This is a genomic window from Peribacillus sp. SIMBA_075, from assembly GCF_046534585.1.
In genome coordinates this window covers 39,460-57,866 of the sequence record NZ_JAWRYN010000014.1, presented here as the reverse complement: position 1 = coordinate 57,866, position 18,407 = coordinate 39,460, and the positions used below count along the sequence as shown (strand labels likewise).

General features: G+C 38.8%; 13 protein-coding genes and 1 pseudogene. 4 read left to right on the top strand and 10 right to left on the bottom strand.

The features are described 5' to 3' along the window. Nucleotides 1-22: 22 nt before the first annotated feature. The 5 genes from SB775_RS12805 to SB775_RS12785 all read right to left on the bottom strand — a co-directional run bounded on the left by SB775_RS12805 (nucleotide 23) and on the right by SB775_RS12785 (nucleotide 7,861). A complete protein-coding gene (locus SB775_RS12805; RefSeq protein ID WP_289337677.1) occupies nucleotides 23-1,345 on the bottom strand; it encodes an MFS transporter in 1,323 nt (440 codons plus the stop codon). Nucleotides 1,346-1,599: 254 nt separating this feature from the next. Further along, nucleotides 1,600-2,898, bottom strand: coding sequence for an imidazolonepropionase (gene hutI, locus SB775_RS12800; protein ID WP_061462848.1), 1,299 nt, complete (start codon nucleotides 2,896-2,898; stop codon nucleotides 1,600-1,602). After that, the gene (hutU, locus tag SB775_RS12795; RefSeq protein ID WP_410861815.1) at nucleotides 2,895-4,571 is read right to left on the bottom strand and encodes a urocanate hydratase; all 1,677 of its coding nucleotides are present in this window, start codon (nucleotides 4,569-4,571) and stop codon (nucleotides 2,895-2,897) included. The genes hutI and hutU overlap by 4 nt, the downstream gene beginning before the upstream one ends. A 179-nt stretch (nucleotides 4,572-4,750) precedes the next feature. Continuing rightward, entirely contained in the window at nucleotides 4,751-6,244 is a 1,494-nt protein-coding gene (locus tag SB775_RS12790; RefSeq protein ID WP_410861814.1) for a helix-turn-helix transcriptional regulator, read from the bottom strand. Nucleotides 6,245-6,541: 297 nt separating this feature from the next. Next, complete coding sequence (locus SB775_RS12785; RefSeq protein WP_410861813.1) at nucleotides 6,542-7,861, bottom strand: MFS transporter; 1,320 nt, start codon at nucleotides 7,859-7,861, stop codon at nucleotides 6,542-6,544. 473 nt (nucleotides 7,862-8,334) lie between these two features. Here SB775_RS12785 and SB775_RS12780 point away from each other — a divergent pair, with 473 nt between their 5' ends. The 3 genes from SB775_RS12780 to SB775_RS12770 all read left to right on the top strand — a co-directional run bounded on the left by SB775_RS12780 (nucleotide 8,335) and on the right by SB775_RS12770 (nucleotide 10,770). Further along, complete coding sequence (locus tag SB775_RS12780) at nucleotides 8,335-8,520, top strand: TetR/AcrR family transcriptional regulator (protein WP_410861812.1); 186 nt, start codon at nucleotides 8,335-8,337, stop codon at nucleotides 8,518-8,520. Nucleotides 8,521-8,785: 265 nt separating this feature from the next. Further along, complete coding sequence (locus tag SB775_RS12775) at nucleotides 8,786-10,216, top strand: FAD-binding oxidoreductase (RefSeq protein ID WP_089363136.1); 1,431 nt, start codon at nucleotides 8,786-8,788, stop codon at nucleotides 10,214-10,216. Next, complete coding sequence (locus SB775_RS12770; protein WP_410861811.1) at nucleotides 10,213-10,770, top strand: MFS transporter; 558 nt, start codon at nucleotides 10,213-10,215, stop codon at nucleotides 10,768-10,770. Before SB775_RS12775 ends, SB775_RS12770 begins: the two co-directional genes overlap by 4 nt. Before the next feature lie 295 nt (nucleotides 10,771-11,065). Here the strand turns inward: SB775_RS12770 and SB775_RS12765 are convergent, their stop codons facing one another. Together SB775_RS12765 and SB775_RS12760 are read right to left on the bottom strand one after the other, a co-directional pair. After that, nucleotides 11,066-11,950, bottom strand: coding sequence for a DMT family transporter (locus SB775_RS12765; protein ID WP_410861810.1), 885 nt, complete (start codon nucleotides 11,948-11,950; stop codon nucleotides 11,066-11,068). Next, nucleotides 11,951-12,907 (bottom strand): annotated as a pseudogene (locus SB775_RS12760) (DMT family transporter); the annotation flags it as partial. It lies immediately after the preceding gene. Nucleotides 12,908-13,023: 116 nt separating this feature from the next. Between SB775_RS12760 and SB775_RS12755 the strand changes: the two are divergent. Then, nucleotides 13,024-14,367 carry an aminotransferase-like domain-containing protein gene (locus SB775_RS12755; protein WP_410861809.1) on the top strand — a complete coding sequence of 448 codons (1,344 nt, stop codon included), beginning with the start codon at nucleotides 13,024-13,026 and terminating at the stop codon, nucleotides 14,365-14,367. A gap of 150 nt (nucleotides 14,368-14,517) precedes the next feature. On the opposite strand, the gene SB775_RS12750 is transcribed toward SB775_RS12755, so the two are convergent. The 3 genes from SB775_RS12750 to SB775_RS12740 form a co-directional block, all read right to left on the bottom strand. Continuing rightward, nucleotides 14,518-15,117: a nitroreductase family protein gene (locus tag SB775_RS12750; RefSeq protein ID WP_089363312.1), complete on the bottom strand. Its 600-nt coding sequence runs from the start codon at nucleotides 15,115-15,117 to the stop codon at nucleotides 14,518-14,520. Nucleotides 15,118-15,227: 110 nt separating this feature from the next. Continuing rightward, complete coding sequence (locus SB775_RS12745; protein ID WP_061462838.1) at nucleotides 15,228-16,205, bottom strand: ring-cleaving dioxygenase; 978 nt, start codon at nucleotides 16,203-16,205, stop codon at nucleotides 15,228-15,230. 429 nt (nucleotides 16,206-16,634) lie between these two features. Then, a complete protein-coding gene (locus SB775_RS12740; protein WP_410861808.1) occupies nucleotides 16,635-17,558 on the bottom strand; it encodes a DMT family transporter in 924 nt (307 codons plus the stop codon). Between the last annotated feature and the right edge of the window lie 849 nt (nucleotides 17,559-18,407).

The following is an 18,407-nucleotide window of genomic DNA, read 5'->3' as shown; positions in this document are numbered from 1 at the left end:
AATACACACATGATGACTTATCTTAGCTAACCAGATTATGGGTAGTTTCAGATGAGTTACCTTGTTTGCCTGGTTTCACGAAAACCATGGCTATCATGCCAATCGTTACGGCTATTGAAGCTGCGATAAACATGGCATTATATCCATATATGGCGACAAGACTTCCTGTTAGGGTTGGGGCAATAATAGTCGCTAGATTCGCAATAAAATGAGTTACTCCCCCAAAAGTTCCTGCTTTATTTGGTTCTGTATCCAGAACCACAATCCAATAGATGGAATTTGGTAAATAATTAAAGGCATTGCCTATACACATTAATGCAAGTACTGCTGCAGCACTCTCGACAGTTGGGATCAACATAAAACAAACAGCTGTACAAAATAAGGATGCTACTGTGAACCAAGATCTGGCAATACGTAAATTCCCTGTTTTTCTACGTAATATATCGGAGATTTTACCACCTAATAGTCCAGTGATAATAGCTCCTACCCAGGGAATCATACCAATATATGAAAGAGAAGAAAGTGAATAATTAAATTCATCTTGCAGATATTTTGGGGTCCATGTAAGTAATAAAATATTTACATATAAAAAGGCAAAATATCCAATGGCATTAAATACTAACGTAGGGTTTTTAAAAAAATGGTACCATGGCACATTTATTTGTTCGTCTAATTTCGTCTCACCTTTAATTAAAATATCTGCTCTTCGAATTTCTTCTAGTTCGGTTTTCGAGACTCTTGGATGATCTTCAGGTAAGTTTGTAAATACTTTATTCCAAATTGCTACCCAAATAAAGCCTAATATACCGAGAATAACAAATGTTACTTTCCAGTTAGTGAATGTTAGAAGACCTACTACGATGGGTGCAGTAATTAATGCTCCAATTGGCGTTCCAACTAATCCAAGTGCTACAGCAAACCCTTTTTCTTTAGGGGATACCCAGTTTGCCATCGTTCGGTTCATCGTTGATAAGGTAGGTCCTTCAGCAAACCCAAATAATACACGAAATACAGCAAATCCTGCTAATGCTGACCCTCCAAAAAATGCTGCACCTATGTGACCTGCGAATATTGTCCCGATTTCAAAAAAAGACCATGTGGTTCCAGCAATGATCCACATGAATTTCGGGCCTTTTTTATCTGCCAATGCTCCTCCAAATAGTGCGCCGAATATATAACCATATCCAAAGTAACCTAGTATTGCTCCCCAACTTACTGGATCTAAATTGAACTCCTTGATGATTTCAGCTTGGGCATATGAAAGTGCACCTCTATCAATATAATTAATGATTGTAATAAGAATAATCATAAAAATGATAAAATAACGATAGTTATTTCTCAACATGTAATCCCCGCCTTGATGTTTATTAGAGAGCGGCATTACTTACTGATTTTAAATATAAAAACAGTAATCCTGCCCTTTATCTAGTTTTTTTTTCATTTTGTAAGGTATCAAAGCCTTTTTACATCCACTGAAATTTCAGCGGATGTAAAGAGGCTCCTGATACACTGATTGAACTCCATCAAATGGCTGTATCATGAGAGATACGGTCAAGCAAATGATTGGCGATGGGTATGGCTCTGTTCTTTTAGTGAATTTTATAGACCAGTCAGGCTTTTGGATACAGCCTTCACTCTATCATTCACAACTTGAACACCCTTTTTCCATACGGACTTAACGTGATTAACTCCAAATAAATATTGCAATTCCTGATAGTTTTCTACATTCCATAAAACGACATCGGCTTGTTTTCCGACTTCAAGCGAACCTACCTTTTCTTGTCTGTTGATTGCACAAGCAGCATTGTATGTTGCCGCCGTTAGTGCTTCAGCAGGGGTAAGCCGCATCGAGATGCATGCCAGGTTCATGACAAGAGGCATAGAAGTCGTCGGCGAGGATCCAGGATTGCAATCAGTCGAAATGGCAACCGCTACACCTTCATCAACCATTCGGCGTCCTGGAGCCGCATCTTCTCTTAAATACAAAGCTGTGGCTGGAAGCAAGCAGGCAATGGTTCCTGACTTAGCCATAGCTTGAATCCCCTCTTCGGAAGCCTTTAATAAATGTTCAGCTGAAATCGCTCCTATTTCGGCAGCCAGTTCTGCTCCACCGTATGGCTCAATTTCATCGGCATGAATTTTAGGGATCAAACCGTACTTTTTTCCCGCCTTTAAAATACGCTCTGATTGTTCAGGGGTAAAAACCCCCTTTTCACAAAATACATCATTGAATTCAGCAAGCTTCTCTTCAGAGACAATTGGAAGCATATCATTTATCAAATGGTCGACAAATTCATCCTCACGGCCTTTATAATCCTTTGGAACTGCATGGGCTCCCATAAAAGTAGGAACAAGGTCAATCGGATGCTCCTCCTGTAACTTCTTCATCACCCGCAATTGCTTTAACTCAGTTTCCAAATTCATTCCGTAACCGCTTTTACCTTCTACTGTAGTCACGCCATGAGCGAGAAACGAATCAAGACGCCTTGTGGTTTGTTCCATCAACTCTTCTTCACTTGCTTCCCGGGTCATGCGGGTTGTTGCATGAATGCCCCCGCCCCCGTTCATTATGTCCATATATGTTGCACCTTCAAGACGCATTTCAAATTCACGCTCACGACTCCCGCCATATACAACATGCGTATGGGGATCAACTAGCCCTGGCGTCACTAAATGGCCAGAAGCATCGAAAACTTCAGCTTCATGCATTCTATCTGCATAGAGTTCTTCCAATTCCTTGGTCGTACCGATCGCTTGGATCAAACCAGATTCCATCCATATGCTTCCATCTTCAATCAACCCCAGCTCCGACATTGCCTCTTTGGAACGAGGACCTTTCCTATCAGATGTAAGGGTAGCAAGTTGAGTGGCATGTTTTATCCAAATTGGTTTTTTCATTGTTTATCAATTCCTTTATTAAGCATTGGGATATTAATTCCTCTTTCACGGGCTGTTTCCTCTGCCAGTTCATACCCTGCATCAACATGACGCACTACGCCCATCCCAGGGTCCGTTGTCAACACTCGCTCAATCCTTGCTCCTGCTTCTTTGGTTCCGTCTGCCACAATTACAACGCCTGCATGCATGGAGTAACCCATTCCTACGCCGCCGCCATGATGTACGGAAACCCAGGTTGCACCGCCCACTGCATTCACCATTGCATTTAAGATCGGCCAGTCAGCTACTACATCCGAACCATCCTTCATGGCTTCCGTTTCACGATTTGGCGAAGCAACAGAGCCTGAATCCAAATGGTCACGCCCAATTACTATCGGGGCCTTCAATTCACCGCTTGCAACCATATCATTTAGGATTTTACCAAAACGGGCGCGCTCCCCATAACCAAGCCAGCATATGCGGGACGGCAGGCCTTGGAACTGGATTTTTTCTTGAGCCATCCTGATCCAGTTACATAAATGTTCATTATCAGCGAATTCGCGTAAAATCGCTTGGTCTGTTTTATAGATGTCTTCTGGATCACCAGATAAAGCCACCCAGCGGAATGGACCTTTACCTTCACAAAATTGTGGACGGATATAAGCTGGAACGAAGCCCGGGAAGTCAAAAGCATTCTCTACCCCTTCATCTTTCGCAACTTGACGGATATTGTTGCCATAATCAAACGTCACGGCTCCTTTTTCCATCATTTCAAGCATCGCCCTTACATGTTTGGCCATTGAAGCTTTAGAGAGTTTAATATACTCTTCCGGATTCGCATTCCGTAATTCTGCAGCTTCCTTCATAGACAAACCTGAAGGTGTATATCCATTTAGCGGATCATGGGCGGAAGTTTGATCAGTCAGGACATCCGGAATAAAGTTCCTTGCGATCATTTCAGGAAGAAGATCGGACGCATTCCCAATCAAACCGATAGATAAAGCTTTTCCAGCAAGTTTTGCTTCTTTAGCTAAACGAATGGCTTCATCCAAAGAATCCGTTTTCACATCGGTATAACGGGTCTCAATCCTCCTGTCAATTCTTGTCTCATCAACATCGATCCCGATACAGACACCACCGTTCATCGTAACTGCTAGCGGCTGTGCCCCCCCCATTCCGCCTAAACCTGCAGTTAGAGTAATGGTGCCTTTTAACGAGTTATTGAAATGTTGTTTAGCAAGCTCGGCAAATGTCTCGTAAGTACCCTGAACGATACCTTGCGAACCAATATAAATCCAGCTACCAGCTGTCATTTGCCCATACATCATCAATCCCTTTTTATCAAGTTCATGGAATGTTTCCCAGTTCGCATACGCCGGGACGATATTTGAATTTGCAAGCAGGACACGTGGTGCATCCGTATGCGTTTTAAAAATGGCCACCGGTTTCCCTGATTGGACCAATAAAGTTTCATCTTCTTCAAGCTCTTTTAGTGATTTGACGATTGCATCAAAGCATTCCCAGTTACGAGCTGCTTTCCCAATCCCTCCATATACCACCAAATCTTCTGGACGTTCTGCGACTTCAGGATCCAGATTATTCATCAGCATTCTAAGCACTGCCTCTTGTTGCCATCCTTTCGTATGCAAATCAGTACCTGTATAGCGGATAACCTTGTTTGTAATCGTGTTCATTTTTATTTCCCCCTTGTTTTTGTTATATTTTCATTCTATATGAAAAATTCAGAATAATTTATTATAATTTAATGATTATTTTATAAAATAAATCAAAGTTTTGTAGTTAACTTTACTTTTTTATGAATAGTATTAACATTTAAAAAAAGGACGATTCAATATAACTGAATCGTCCTTTTTTATAATCCAGACCGATAAGCTGATGGTGTACAAGCTTCAAGCAGTTTGAATTTGGCATTGAAATAGGTTTGATGTGAATAACCGGCTAATTGTGCGATTTCCTCCAATGATAAATCCGTTTCCTTTAATAAGCGTTTAGCTTCCCTAATTCGAACTTGATGCAGCGTATTGCGAAAAGACTCGCCGGATTCAGCCGCAAAACGACGGCTGAGTGTGCTTTTATTGACACGCAGAGTATCTGCACAGGTCGCTAGATTCCACTGGGCGTCCCAATAGTTGGACTCGATCAGCTCTCTTGCTTTTTCGCTAAGTGTACGAGCTCCTTCCTGTAATTGCCCATGATCCTGCAGAAGTAAATGGGTGGTGAACGCATGCAGCTCTTTTACTATTTGATGAATGACTGGTTTATGGACGATTTGCTGAAATACGTCATAGTATATTGCTTCTAGTGAAGCATTTTGCAAATTATATGATTTCATATGCCTACGGATCTGCGCAAGTACGCTTGTAAGGCGAATACGAACGATTTCCGGGTCAGGGTATGGTTGTTGAAAAGTAAGGAATTCACGTTCGATCCAGTTCCTAATGGCTTTTGCATCCCGTCTTTCGAGCATTTCTATCCAAAGTCTTTGTTCAAGGGGAGTGAGGAATGGATCCATCTCCTGAGGCGAAGTTTGTTGACTTTCGGCTAAAATGATATCATATCCATCGAAAAAGATTTGTCTTGTAAATTCACGTGTTTGCTGGTACATCCTTTTTAAAGATTCATCAGGATTTGCCGCTTTTATTATGATAGCAAGAGGCTCATCCATTCTTTCTTTCCAGTGGGCCAGGAACGCTTGGTATTCTTCCTTATATACATCAGTTTCCTTTGTTTCCTGGACGCATAAAATAAAATCCGATAAAGCGAAGATTTGATTCTTACCAGTAAAAGAATATCGTTGCAGTTTATCATAAACTAAAGGAAGGGTCTTGTTATCAGGTGTCAAAAATGCCACCATGGTTATTCGACTTTCATGCCTCCGGTCTGTCAAGAAGAAATCAGGATAACCAATATCAAGTGTTTTCTCATCATGCATGGCGTCTGTCGAGAAAAGACCTTGATCATTTCTCAATTGAAAACGCAATTGTTGGATATGCTTTACCAAATCCGCTGAAGAAAAAGGACGGAATAGGACATCTTCCGCACGAAAACGCAAGGCCCGATAAGCTGTTTGAAAGATTCGCTCAGATGAAATGCCTAACCATCGAATTCCCCTCCGCTTTAACGAAACACCCATCGCCTCACTTTCATCCGTCCAAATATCCATATCCAAAATAACGAATTCCGGTTGCTGATTACGAATGCCCTTTTCAAATTCTTCAATCGTTTTCCATAAGATAAGTCTAACTCCCGTTAGGTGCGACTCGACTATCCAACGAATTCCTTGAGCCTCAATCTCATCTTTTGCCACCAAATGAATTTCCACAACATCCCCCCATTTCCACTTCATATTCCTTTCATCATATAAATATGAAGTCAGCCTTTGAAAGAAAAGGAATCCCTGGCCTTTACAAAGTAACTTGTATCTAATCTCCATTCTAATCCCGCCGAATACTTCAAACAAGTCATATTAAGCAGAACCTGCGATTAGGTTAATTTTGACATGCCCAAACGTTATTTTATATCCATGGAAGGTACCATATCTAACACGTTATTAGCGGTATAACTATATGAAAATATTAAAAAAACACCATAGAAACTTGTGGTTTCCAATGATGTTTCTTTTTTTAGTTTTCAGTTAGATCTGTTATAAATGATTAATATTGACTTCAACTTCTTTAATGGTGTTTTCTTCTGGAGCACTTGACAATTTTAATGATAATAGAGTGATGACTCCTATCACAAGTAATCCTGATAAAATAAACATACCTTGAGTAAAGGCAACAGTTCCAAGAATCATCGGTCCTACAAAACCGCCCAATGCTGCAAATGAATTGACTAGGGCTATGCCAACTGGTGCAGTGGACTCAGTGAAGAAAAATGTCATATAAGCAAAGAAGCATCCACTGAAACCGTATAACCCGAATGATGTAATCGTTAACATCAGCACCATCATAAAGACACCATCTGAAAAGCCGCACCCGATAAATCCGGTAACTGCTATCAGGAGACAAACAAGCAAGTGTGGTTTATGTGCATTCGTCCGATCAGAATTCCAGCCAACAAATATAACCGCAGGTATACCGACTAACGAAGGAATCATCGCTAACCAGCCTATTTCTAAATTGGTTGTTGCATTTTCCGATAAAGATTTTATGATGGTTGGCATCCAGAATGACAATCCATAGATAGATGTGTACCCAGCGAAATAAAAAAGTGACAACTTCCAGATTTTCGAATCTTTCAGCATATCAAGCTTAGTGACTTTATTTATTTTCGAGCTTACTTTTCTTTCAGCACTCAACTCCCCTTCTAACCAAACGCTTTCTTCCTTAGATAACCATTTAGCGTTAGTGGGCCTATTAGTTAAATAGAAAACAACAACAACTCCAATAATAATGGCCGGAATGCCTTCAAGGATGAACATCCATCTCCACCCTGCCATACCGAACCAGGAAATATTGTCAAGAATCCATGTCGACACAGGTGCACCAATCAATCCGCCAATCGGTAAGGCTAAAAGCAGGGCCGCTGTTGCCCGTCCTCTTTCGCGGGCCCTGAACCAATATGTTAAATACAAAATTATACCAGGGAAAAATCCAGCTTCGGCGACACCTAATAAAAAACGGAGAATGTATAAATGCATCGTTGTTTGCGCAAAACCTGTTAATATGACAACAAGTCCCCACGAAATCATTATACGGGCAATCCATATCCGAGCTCCCACTTTATGCATGATCATGTTGCTTGGAACTTCAAAGAAGAAATAGCCAATAAAGAAAATACCGGAAAGCAATCCAAAAACCTCAGCGGATAAGGCTAATTCTGCGTTCATTTGTAAAGCAGCATAGCCTAAATTGACCCTGTCCAAGTATGCAATGCTATAAAGGATCAAGATAAATGGAAGAATGCGTCTCATCGTTTTATTAATCGTTCTTTTCTCTATTTCACCACTGAAATGATTCATGATTATTTCCTCCCTTTTCAAGCTACCCTTTCCCAAAAAACATACGATTATAGCGGACCTTTCCTTGCTCCCCGACTCTCTGGTTCAATCCCGAGACCACCAAATTCAATACCACCTCCCCTCCATTTACATTCATTAACCCAACAATATTATTAAACGAGTCCATATCCACAGGATGAAATAACCCTTCGTTCATGAAAGTTACTGATTGGATAGAGATCTTTAGGAAACTTTAACCACCCTTTTCACCCATTTTTAGAAAAACCTCTTGATTTCATTGGATTAACATCCCCTCATACATGATCCGGAACGTTCGAAAGCGCTTTCGTAATATCCCAAATGAAATGAAGAAAGCGTTGTGATTATTCATAATTTACGATAGATTAAATAGACTATCCGCTCTCTAACTAGACTGTAGTCTGATATTAAACTACACAGGAATATTCTGTCAATTATCCCTCGCATATTTTTCCATGATTGATCCAAGAAAGAAACAGCATAGGGGAGATAAGACTCGTGAAGAAATTTTAAAAATATCCTTAAAGCTATTTAGCGAAAAAGGTTATGATAAAGTTACAGTTGACGAAATCGTGAAAAAAGCCGCACGTCAAAAGGGTCATTTTACCAACACTTTTCAACAAAATCGGATATTTTTTTAGTAGGGTTCACAGAAGTCCATGAATACTATTGCGAAGCCTTCCATTCTTTCCCGGATGATACGGAAATTGATCTGTTTTTCTGGAAGAAGAAAATGAAAGTGATTTACTGGTCCGCATTAGATAAAACAGCTGACTGTTAAATGAATATTAATCCCAGCAATCTCACTGAACGGTGTGGTAACTCCATTATTCTATAAAGTTCATACATTTTTATTATTTCACTTGAGTGTCATACAGTTTTAACGAGGAGTCGAAAGCTAGTTATATGAAACGATTTTTCTTTATCATCCTATATGCAATATTATTTGGTTTTTCCCTGCAGGCCTTCCATTTCAAGCTTGACCACCCTATTGCAGAAGATATCAGCCGGCTGATGCCAGTTAAAATGAAAGCGATAAATGCAGAAGATAGTGAAGAAGCAATCAAAAAGGTCGTTTTGGAAGCTGCAAAAAATGATGATCCCATTTCCATTGCCGGTATGCAGCATAGCCAAGGGGGACAGACACTATATCCAAAAGGCATCCTGCTTGATATGAAGCAATATGATAAGATCCTTGATTTGGATGTAAAAGAAAAACGCATCACGGTAGAAAGCGGAGCAACCTGGGCTGATCTACAGAGATATATCAACCCATATGGACTTGCACTGAAGGTCAGTCAATCCCAAAACATTTTTACCATAGGCGGTTCTTTGAGCGTTAATGTCCATGGCCGCGATATCCGTCATCATGCCTTGATAGAAACCGTGGAATCTTTTAGATTGCTTAACGCGAAAGGACAAATCCTGACGGTGAGCCGCGAAGAAAATCCTGAGCTCTTCTCTTCGGTTATTGGCGGATACGGTTTATTTGGAGTGATACTTGATGTGACACTCCACCTTACCGATGACGAACTTTATAAAATTAAAACTAAATCACTCCATTATGATGAATATACATCGTATTTTAAAAGAGACGTTCTTCAAAACGATGATGTCAAAATGCATCTGGCAAGAATATCTGTTGCTCCTGGCTCCTATTTGGACGAAATGTATGTAACGGATTATTATAGGGCAAATGACCAAGCACAGCTATCAAACTACAATACTCTCAAACGGGAAACGATCGTTGCCGTGCCTAAATTCTTTCTTGGTCTATCGCGTTATAATGACTGGGGTAAAAAAAGGTTTTGGGAAACTCAGGAGACTTACACGGCCAATATTGATGGTAACTTGGTTTCCAGGAACAATGTGATGCGGTCGGATTCTGCCTTTATGGATTACAGCAATCCCTCCAAAACTGAAGTGCTGCAAGAATACTTCGTTCCGATTGATCAATTTGCTGATTATATCGATGATCTAAGAAAAACTTTATTCGATGAAAAAGATTTTAATTTATTAAATATTACAATTCGTTATGTGGAACATAATGATGAATCACTCATGTCCTATGCCAAAGATGATATGTTCGCTCTAGTAATGCTCATCAATCAAGGGACAGATAACGAAAGTAAGGAAAATACGGGAAGGGTCATCCGCGACATGATCAATGTGACGCTTGACCATAATGGCAGCTACTATTTGCCCTATTATGGGTATCCAACCAAGACACAATTATTTGAAGCCTATCCGCGCACTAAGGAATTCTTTCAATTAAAAAAGAAATATGATCCTGATAACCGCTTCATGAATCTTTTCTATGAGGAGTACCATCCATGAATTATAAACGTTTCGTTTTTTACCAAGGCACTGTTGGAATGGCTGCCAGCATGATCTTCCCTTTTTATATTTTGCTAATCAAAAATGTAGGTACCAGCTATTCGCAATTCGGATGGGCATATGGCATATTCTCACTGACTGCAGCACTTAGTTACCCTTTAATCGGAAAATTAACGGATAAAGCCGGTGACAAAGCATTTCTCCTTATCTATTCATGGGGGATGGCACTTATCCTTCTTGCCTTTCCTCTCGCATATGAAATTTGGCATGTCTATCTCCTGCAGATTATTATGGGGGTTCTTGGGGCTGTTCAAAAAAATACTGAAAAAACGGTACTTGCAAGGTATGTTAAGAAAACAACTGCGGGTAAGGAAATTGGAAACTACCATGTTTGGACATCCATTGGTGCTGCAGCTGCCGTGATTGCAACCGGATATTTAGTCGACTTTTTAACGATTGGAAGCATCTTTTATCTTGCATCCTTAATGTTTGCCTGGAGTGGATTTATTATAATGAAGATGGAGAAAAAATCTTCACTATCTAATGCAGAATAAATAAAAACATAAGGATTTATTGCTGGTTGCGATAATAACTTTTCAGTAAAAGAAGCATCTGCTTAAACCTCAGTAGATGCTTCTTCTACAATAATTGAAGTACTTAATAGCGTCGATATAGAATCTAGTTATCATAAAAAAGTTTGTAGTTCTTTTGCTATCTCTATCAATCATTCCATCTTACAAAGATAAATTAAACCTGCCTCCCTTTAACCACTTTCGCATCGCCATTTTTACGAATTCTAAAAGTACTGCGTTTATTTGTACAAAGCTATGGACCAGAGCATATAAAAAACTACTTTCTTATCAACTTTTTCATTAATTTTTTGTCTAAAAAAACTAATGACATCATAATTATACCCATTCCAATCAATTGATGAATAGACAGGGCTTCATGTAAAAAGTAAAAGCCTAAAATCATTCCGATGACAGGCACTATATAATTACTAAATGAAGTAAATAAAGCGCCTTCTTGCCGAATCAGCCTATTAAATAATGCGTAAACAACACCCGCATGGAATATGCCTAAAATCGCTAAGTAGATGGATTGAGATGGTTCTATATCCAATTTGAAAGATTGCTCAAACAAAAGGGACATGGGGATTAGAAATGCACTGGCAATCAGTAATACATTTCTCATATGAATAACGGAAGACCCCTCGTTTAATTTCTCCATGATAATCAATGATAATCCAAAACTCATGGCGGCCAATATCAATAGGATACTACCCTGAATACTGTTAAAAAAGTCTTGGAATCCTTGTGTTGGCCAGGATAGGAAAGCAATACCTGCAAACCCGAATAGGATACTTCTAATCTCCCCCCTTGTGCTTTTTCTTTTGAAAAATGCTATTAAAAAGAGGATGGTAAAGACAGGAACCATTCCAATCAGCATCGCTGCGATACTGCTAGGCACCGTTTTCTGCCCTTGTGCAATAAACGCGAATGGCAGTACAACTTCGAAAACCGCAATGATTATATACCATTTATAAAAACTCCTATTTACTCTGCGCTCTTCTTTTGATAAGAAAAAACCAATGAAGAATAAACAGATACCACCGATACATGCTTTGATGGCTGACAAAGTAATAACCCCAACATCATCTATAACTAATGCAATAAAGAAGAATTGAGATCCCCATATACCACTAATCAAGAGTAACAACACATATTTATTCATTCACTTTACCTCCCTTTTCATCAATGGCTCGGCAATAGTTTTACTAATATGCTTTGACCGATTTCCACCAAAATAGTTCGTGCCGATTACACCAACAAGAATAATCATTGCACCTACAACGTGATAATAGTGAATGGTTTCATGTAAGAAAATTACCCCAGCTATGATCGTAATCAATGTCGCTAAATTACTAAAAACGCTCATTTTAGAGGCAGGTAATATAGATAATGCATAGTTTGATAAAAAACCAGTAAGCAGTGACGATAAAGCACCAAGATATACGATTGAAATAAGAAATGAACTACTTGTTAAGGGTAAAAAAAAGCTACTAATTGATTGATTAATTATATGGTTGATGATGGCCATACTATTAAAAGCAACAAAACCAAAGAACGTCATCACATAAGTTAACGTAAATAGTGAATATTGCTTTGTTAATGTCCTTGCTACCACATTATAGAGAGCGGCAGCAATTGAGGATAATAAGATCAGGATCGTTCCTTTCAAACTATGAGCCTCAAGTTGCAAGTCATTCATGACAAAGATAAAGATGACCCCCATCACTGAAAAATAAAGGAAAAATTTTTGACTTTTACCCGCATATTCTTTCAAAAATAATGAAGCTGATAATAACGTGAAAATTGGTATGGTCGCTTGGATAATACCCGCCTCTGAAGATGAGATATATACGAGACCAAACACTTGAAAGGTAAAGAATGAAATTGGATAAAGGAGCACCAACGGAAGAATTTTCAAAGTATCCTTTGCACTCATTTTCACTGATGTCCTCCTATACAGCTTATAAATTATCGCGATCAAAAAAGCCATCGTAAATCTATGTGCCAATATATCTAGCGGACTCGCTTCCATTAATGATATTTTTGTGAAAATAAATGAAAATCCAATAATAAAAGCATATAGTATCGCCGCAAAATAGGCTTTTTTTGTTCTGGCATATTAAGTAATTCCTCCTTTTCAACACCCGGCCGGTTGTTAATATCGTATTAAAAGCTTCACTACGATACAATACAAATAAGAAGCATCTGTAACGGTACAGTTTTTAGGAGGAATTCATGTTAAAATACGAAGCTTTGTTTGATGAATTTGAATCTCTGATCCAAAATGGACAGCTCAAAGCGGGCTTTAAACTCCCATCGATTCGTCGATTAAGCGAACAACATCAATGTAGCAAAAGTACAGTCTTGAAAGCCCTGCAAGAATTGGAAAAGAGGCATTTAATCTACGCGGTTCCTAAAAGTGGATATTATGTCGTGCAAAAAGAATTTGATGGTAAAAGTGAACCAACAGCGGAAATCGACTTTGTTACCTCCGCCCCCTCTTGGCATCAATTTCCCTATCATGACTTTCAACATTGTATCAACAAAGCCATCGATACCTATCAGCAAGAATTGTTTATCTATGGCACCCCAAAAGGACTACCCTCTTTAATTAAAGTGATACAAAAACAATTAGAGCAGTATCAGGTTTTCGCAAAAGAAGAACAGATTTTCATTACTTCTGGCGTGCAACAAGCCCTTTCCTTATTAACGTTCATCCCATTTCCTAATGAACGTACCCATATACTTGTTGAACAGCCTAGTTATCATCTGTTTGTGGAGCAATTGAAAGCGTACAAGATTTCCGTGCTAGGAATCCAACGAACAGCAGCAGGTATTGATTTTGGGGAATTAGAGCGGATTTTCAGCAGTCAGAAAATTAAATTCTTTTATACGATGCCCCGTTTCCATAATCCGTTAGGGACTTCTTACTCTAAAAAGGACAGAGAAGAGATACTAAAACTTGCTGTAAAATATGGTGTCTATATTGTAGAAGATGATTATTTAGCAGATTTCGAAGAGAATATGAAGGTAGACCCCATTTTTTCCGGGGATACTCATCACATGGTCATTTATTTAAAAAGCTTCTCTAAAATAATGTTTCCAGGATTGCGCATAGGTGTTGCCGTATTGCCTAAACCATTAGCGGTCAACTTTCAACTATATAAAAGAACAGCGGATATTGATAGTTCAATGATTTCACAAGCAGCCTTGGAAATCTATATAAAGAGCGGTATGTTTGAACGCCATAGAAACAAAGTACGTCTGTCCTATCTAGGGCGTGCAAAATTGCTATATGATGCTCTAGAAAAGCACTCTGCTCAAGGCTTTTATCGCCCATCATCCATATGTATGAACGCTCATATCGTACTGCCTAATCGTTTAAATAGTGCTCACCTCATCAAAAACTTACAAAATCAACAAGTACTGGTAGAGACGATAGGTCAAAATTATATAGATGGTTTTCACCAGGAAAAAATAGTAAAGATAAACGTGTCCAATACAAATATACAAAAACTTGACCAAGGAATAGCTCTCATTTTTAAAGAATTGAATAACAAGCAAAATTATTACATATAGAACTTTTACAAATGTATAGCCACTTTATAGCAAAAAATAGTGGAAATATATTTTTTGCTATTGTAATAATGAAAACATGGGCAAATGAGCACAAACAAAAGAGAGCCAATTAGAATTGGCTCTCAACAATGTTTATCTTTTCAGTCCACTTTATTTATAAAATTTTATACGATCCTCAAGTGGTTTGAACTCTTTATCACCCGGTTGAGCTGTTGGATTTCCAAATGGCATTTGCGCAATCAATTTCCAGTTACTTGGAACATCCCATTCTTTTTTCACTTCATCATCAATTAGAGGATTATAATGCTGTAAAGTTGCTCCCAATCCTTCTGCTTCGAGTGCAGTCCAAACAACTAATTGATGCATGCCTGATGTTTGTTGAGACCAGATTGGGAAGTTATCGGCATAGGTTGCAAATTGTTCTTGAAGTGATTTCACCACAGATTCATCTTCAAAGAATAAAACTGACCCATATCCCGCTTTAAAGGAATCCATTTTTTGTTGAGTACCAGAGAAATCTCTATCTCCAACAGCTTTCCTTAAAGCCTGTGTCGTAATATCCCAAAATTTATCATGTGCCGAGCCTGTCAAAACAACAAGGCGGGAGGATTGGGAATTAAAAGCCGATGGTGTGTGTTTTACCGCAAATTCAACTATTTCTTTAATTTTCTCATCCGATACTTGGACTTCTTTATTGATTCCATAATATGATCGTCTCTCTTTAATCGCGGTGTAAAAATCTTTTGTCATGATTCATTCCTCCAGAGCATTTTTTCTATTTCAAATGATTATTCCATTTTTTATTTCTACCTATTTTAGTATGGGCATAAACCAATATATAATTCGCAAAAGGCTATCATTTATTCTTTAATGAATTCCTTGGTGCTTCTTACTGTATCAATGGGACGGACCAACTTTTCGATTTGATCCCTTTTCGGTTCTAAGAACGGTGGTAAAGATAACTTTTCCCCAAGCGTTTCATATGGCTCATCCCCCATAAATCCAGGACCATCCGTGGCAAACTCGAATAAAATTTGCGGCGCCACTCGCACGTAAAGCGACTCAAAAAAGTGACGATCAACATAACCGGAAGTATGAAATTGGAAGCTTTCCATTCTTTTGATCCATTCTTCAAGAACGGAACGATCTTCTACACGGAAGGCTGTATGGTGAACAGTCCCAAAACCCTGCCGTGCCTGAGGAAGGATAGAATTATGTTCGACAATTACTTGTGCTCCATTCCCACCTTCCCCTACTTCGAATAAATGAAATGATCCTTCAGTGTCTATTTCTTTGAATAATAGGACTTTTTCCATCATTTCTTTAAAGTATTCGAAGTTGGCGATGCGAATGAAAATTGGTCCTAATCCTGTAATTGCATACTCCAGGGGAATCGGTCCTTTTTGCCAAGGGATTCCAGCTGCAATCCCTTCATTGTTTTCATCTGAGATCAATTGATATTGCTGATCATCAAAATCAACAAAAGAAATGATCTTTTTACCAAATTGTTCTTGGATTCCTGTATTCCCCACTTCTAATCGATCGAAGCGCTTAACCCAATAATCTAATGCTGCATCATTCGGTACACGAAAGGATGTTTTTGAAATCTCATTAGTCCCATGCACTCCTTTTGGAATACCAGGAAAGTCGAAGAAAGTCATGTCAGTACCTGGACCGCCTACATCGTCAGCAAAAAACAGGTGATACGTTTGGATATCATCTTGGTTAACTGTTTTCTTGACTAAACGCATGCCTAATATATTTGTGAAAAATTCATAATTCTTTTCTGCACTGCTTGTTATGGCTGTTACGTGGTGTATTCCTTTTAATCCGTTCATATTTTATTCCTCCCATTAAAACAATTCAACTTTTGGATGTTCAGCTTCTTTCTTTATCCCCTACATTTTTCCTTCAATAAGAATGGCCTATTCATTAAAGGAGGTTTATTATCTCGAATTAATATATCTTTATTTAAAGATAATTTATCATGAATAACATTTGTTGTCAACAACATTACCTCAAATTAATATATCTCAACTTCAAAATAATTTAGGCAAAAAAAAAACGTCCTTGTCCATTTTCATTTTTATAATATCCCCTAAAGCAAATACCATTTTAGAATATAGGTTACTGCTATAGCTATAAGTCGCGGCAAAGACGATCCATCACTTCTTTGGCAAAATTGAATCAGAATTAAATGTGTTTTAATACGAAAGCCCCCAGGAAAAAACAAATCCTTTACGTGAGGGCTATTTCGTTTTGTTTTTTTATTTTACTTGACGCAATTCCCCTTGTTTTTCGGATGAAGAATTTGTACCATCATTTACTTTTGACTTCTTAGAAGAAAGATAAACTCCTGCGAAAATAATAAGCAGGCCAATAATTACATTAGGATTAATCGCTTCTCCCAGCAGGACATAGCCCCAAACCATAGCGGTTCCAGGAATAAGATATGTGACCGTTGCGGCTAATTCTGGGCTGCCATTTTTATTGATGTAGAAATAGATCAGCTGTCCTAGCCCAGAGCCAAAGCACCCAAGTCCGACTATGGATAAAATCGTTAGCGGTTCCAACAACATCACTGGCTTAATCGGCTCTGTTATCAGCATCCCGATCAAACCGATAACGGCACCCGTGAGCAGCGTAAACGTCGTAATGACCAATATGCTGGTATTGGAAAGAAATCTTTTCGTAAATTGGCCGGCAAAACCATAACAGGTGGACGCTAGCAGCATTGTCCCAATCCCAATGAATTCCTTGCCGAAAAGCTGACCGACTTGAAAATCCATCAATACTAGAATTCCGAAAAAACCGATAAGAATGCCCACCCATTGTCGGGCGGTTAAAACATATGAAAAAATGATAAATCCGATGATCCCCGTCCAGATCGGAGTGGTTGCATTAAGAATCGATGCCGTGCTGCTGTTAATCTCTGTTTCACTTAAAGCTATTAATCCCCATGCTAATCCACAATTGAAGATTCCGACAACGACCAGTGCTTTCCACGGCAATTTCCAGTTGATATCCCTGCGCTTCAACCATAAAATGGGAAGCAGCATAACAGCACCTGCCAAACAGCGGAGAAAAACAATTCCCCAAATGCCCGCTGGCGGGAGCAGCCACTTCATAAAAACAAACGATAAACCCCATATCAAACTAAGGCCGATTAAAGCCCCGTATAATCGAAGCATGATGTTCCCCCTTCCTACTTTCTTATTATGACAAACATTGTTAGGGATTTCATATAAAATATAAGATGAACTTGAAATTTATTTTCTGCCAAAATCGGTATAGAGCAGGATAAAAATGCCACAGATTCCGAATCAAATAAATGTTTTTTCATTTCATAAAAAACTAAAGAAGCTGGAGCTCATTAAAGAAGGCAAGCCAGTCCATAGGCTTGCTTTCATCTGAAAAAAAAGTAAAAAAACACAACATGTTATTTCGTTTCTTCCTCCTACCGCCCGTTTAAGCTAAGTTTTGGGTAATACTTAACATGTTCACCAATCACTGTACCGCGTACAACATTTAAAAATTCACAATATTCATTGCTAATATATCGAATTTATCGACAATTACAATTCCATAATATGTACTTTCAAATACCCTAGCTAATAGTTTATTATTGGAGAATTGTCCAGTAAGTCTCCTTTACCCAGAATCATTTACCATATAATGCCGCGCTTTTGTTCAATACATCCTTACAAAATGAAATTTTTTCAAAAAATCACCGCGAAATAAAGTGTTTTTAAAAGGCTGTTTTCACATACTTTGTTGCTATTTACCAGGTAGTGAGTTGTGGTTGACTTCCCCTCCAGATGCTCGCTTTCCTTGGTGCGGGCGGTGAGCCTCCTCGGCGTAAACGCCTGTGGGGTCTCACCTGTCCCGCTGCTCCCGCAGGAGTCTCGCACTTCCGCTCCAATCAACCTTAAATAGTTTCGTTTTAAAAACAACAATCTTTACGAAAAGAGCCATTTAAAAAAATCGGTCGAGATATTATATGCCCTCTCTATCGTAATCAAATAGATTATTTTTTCACG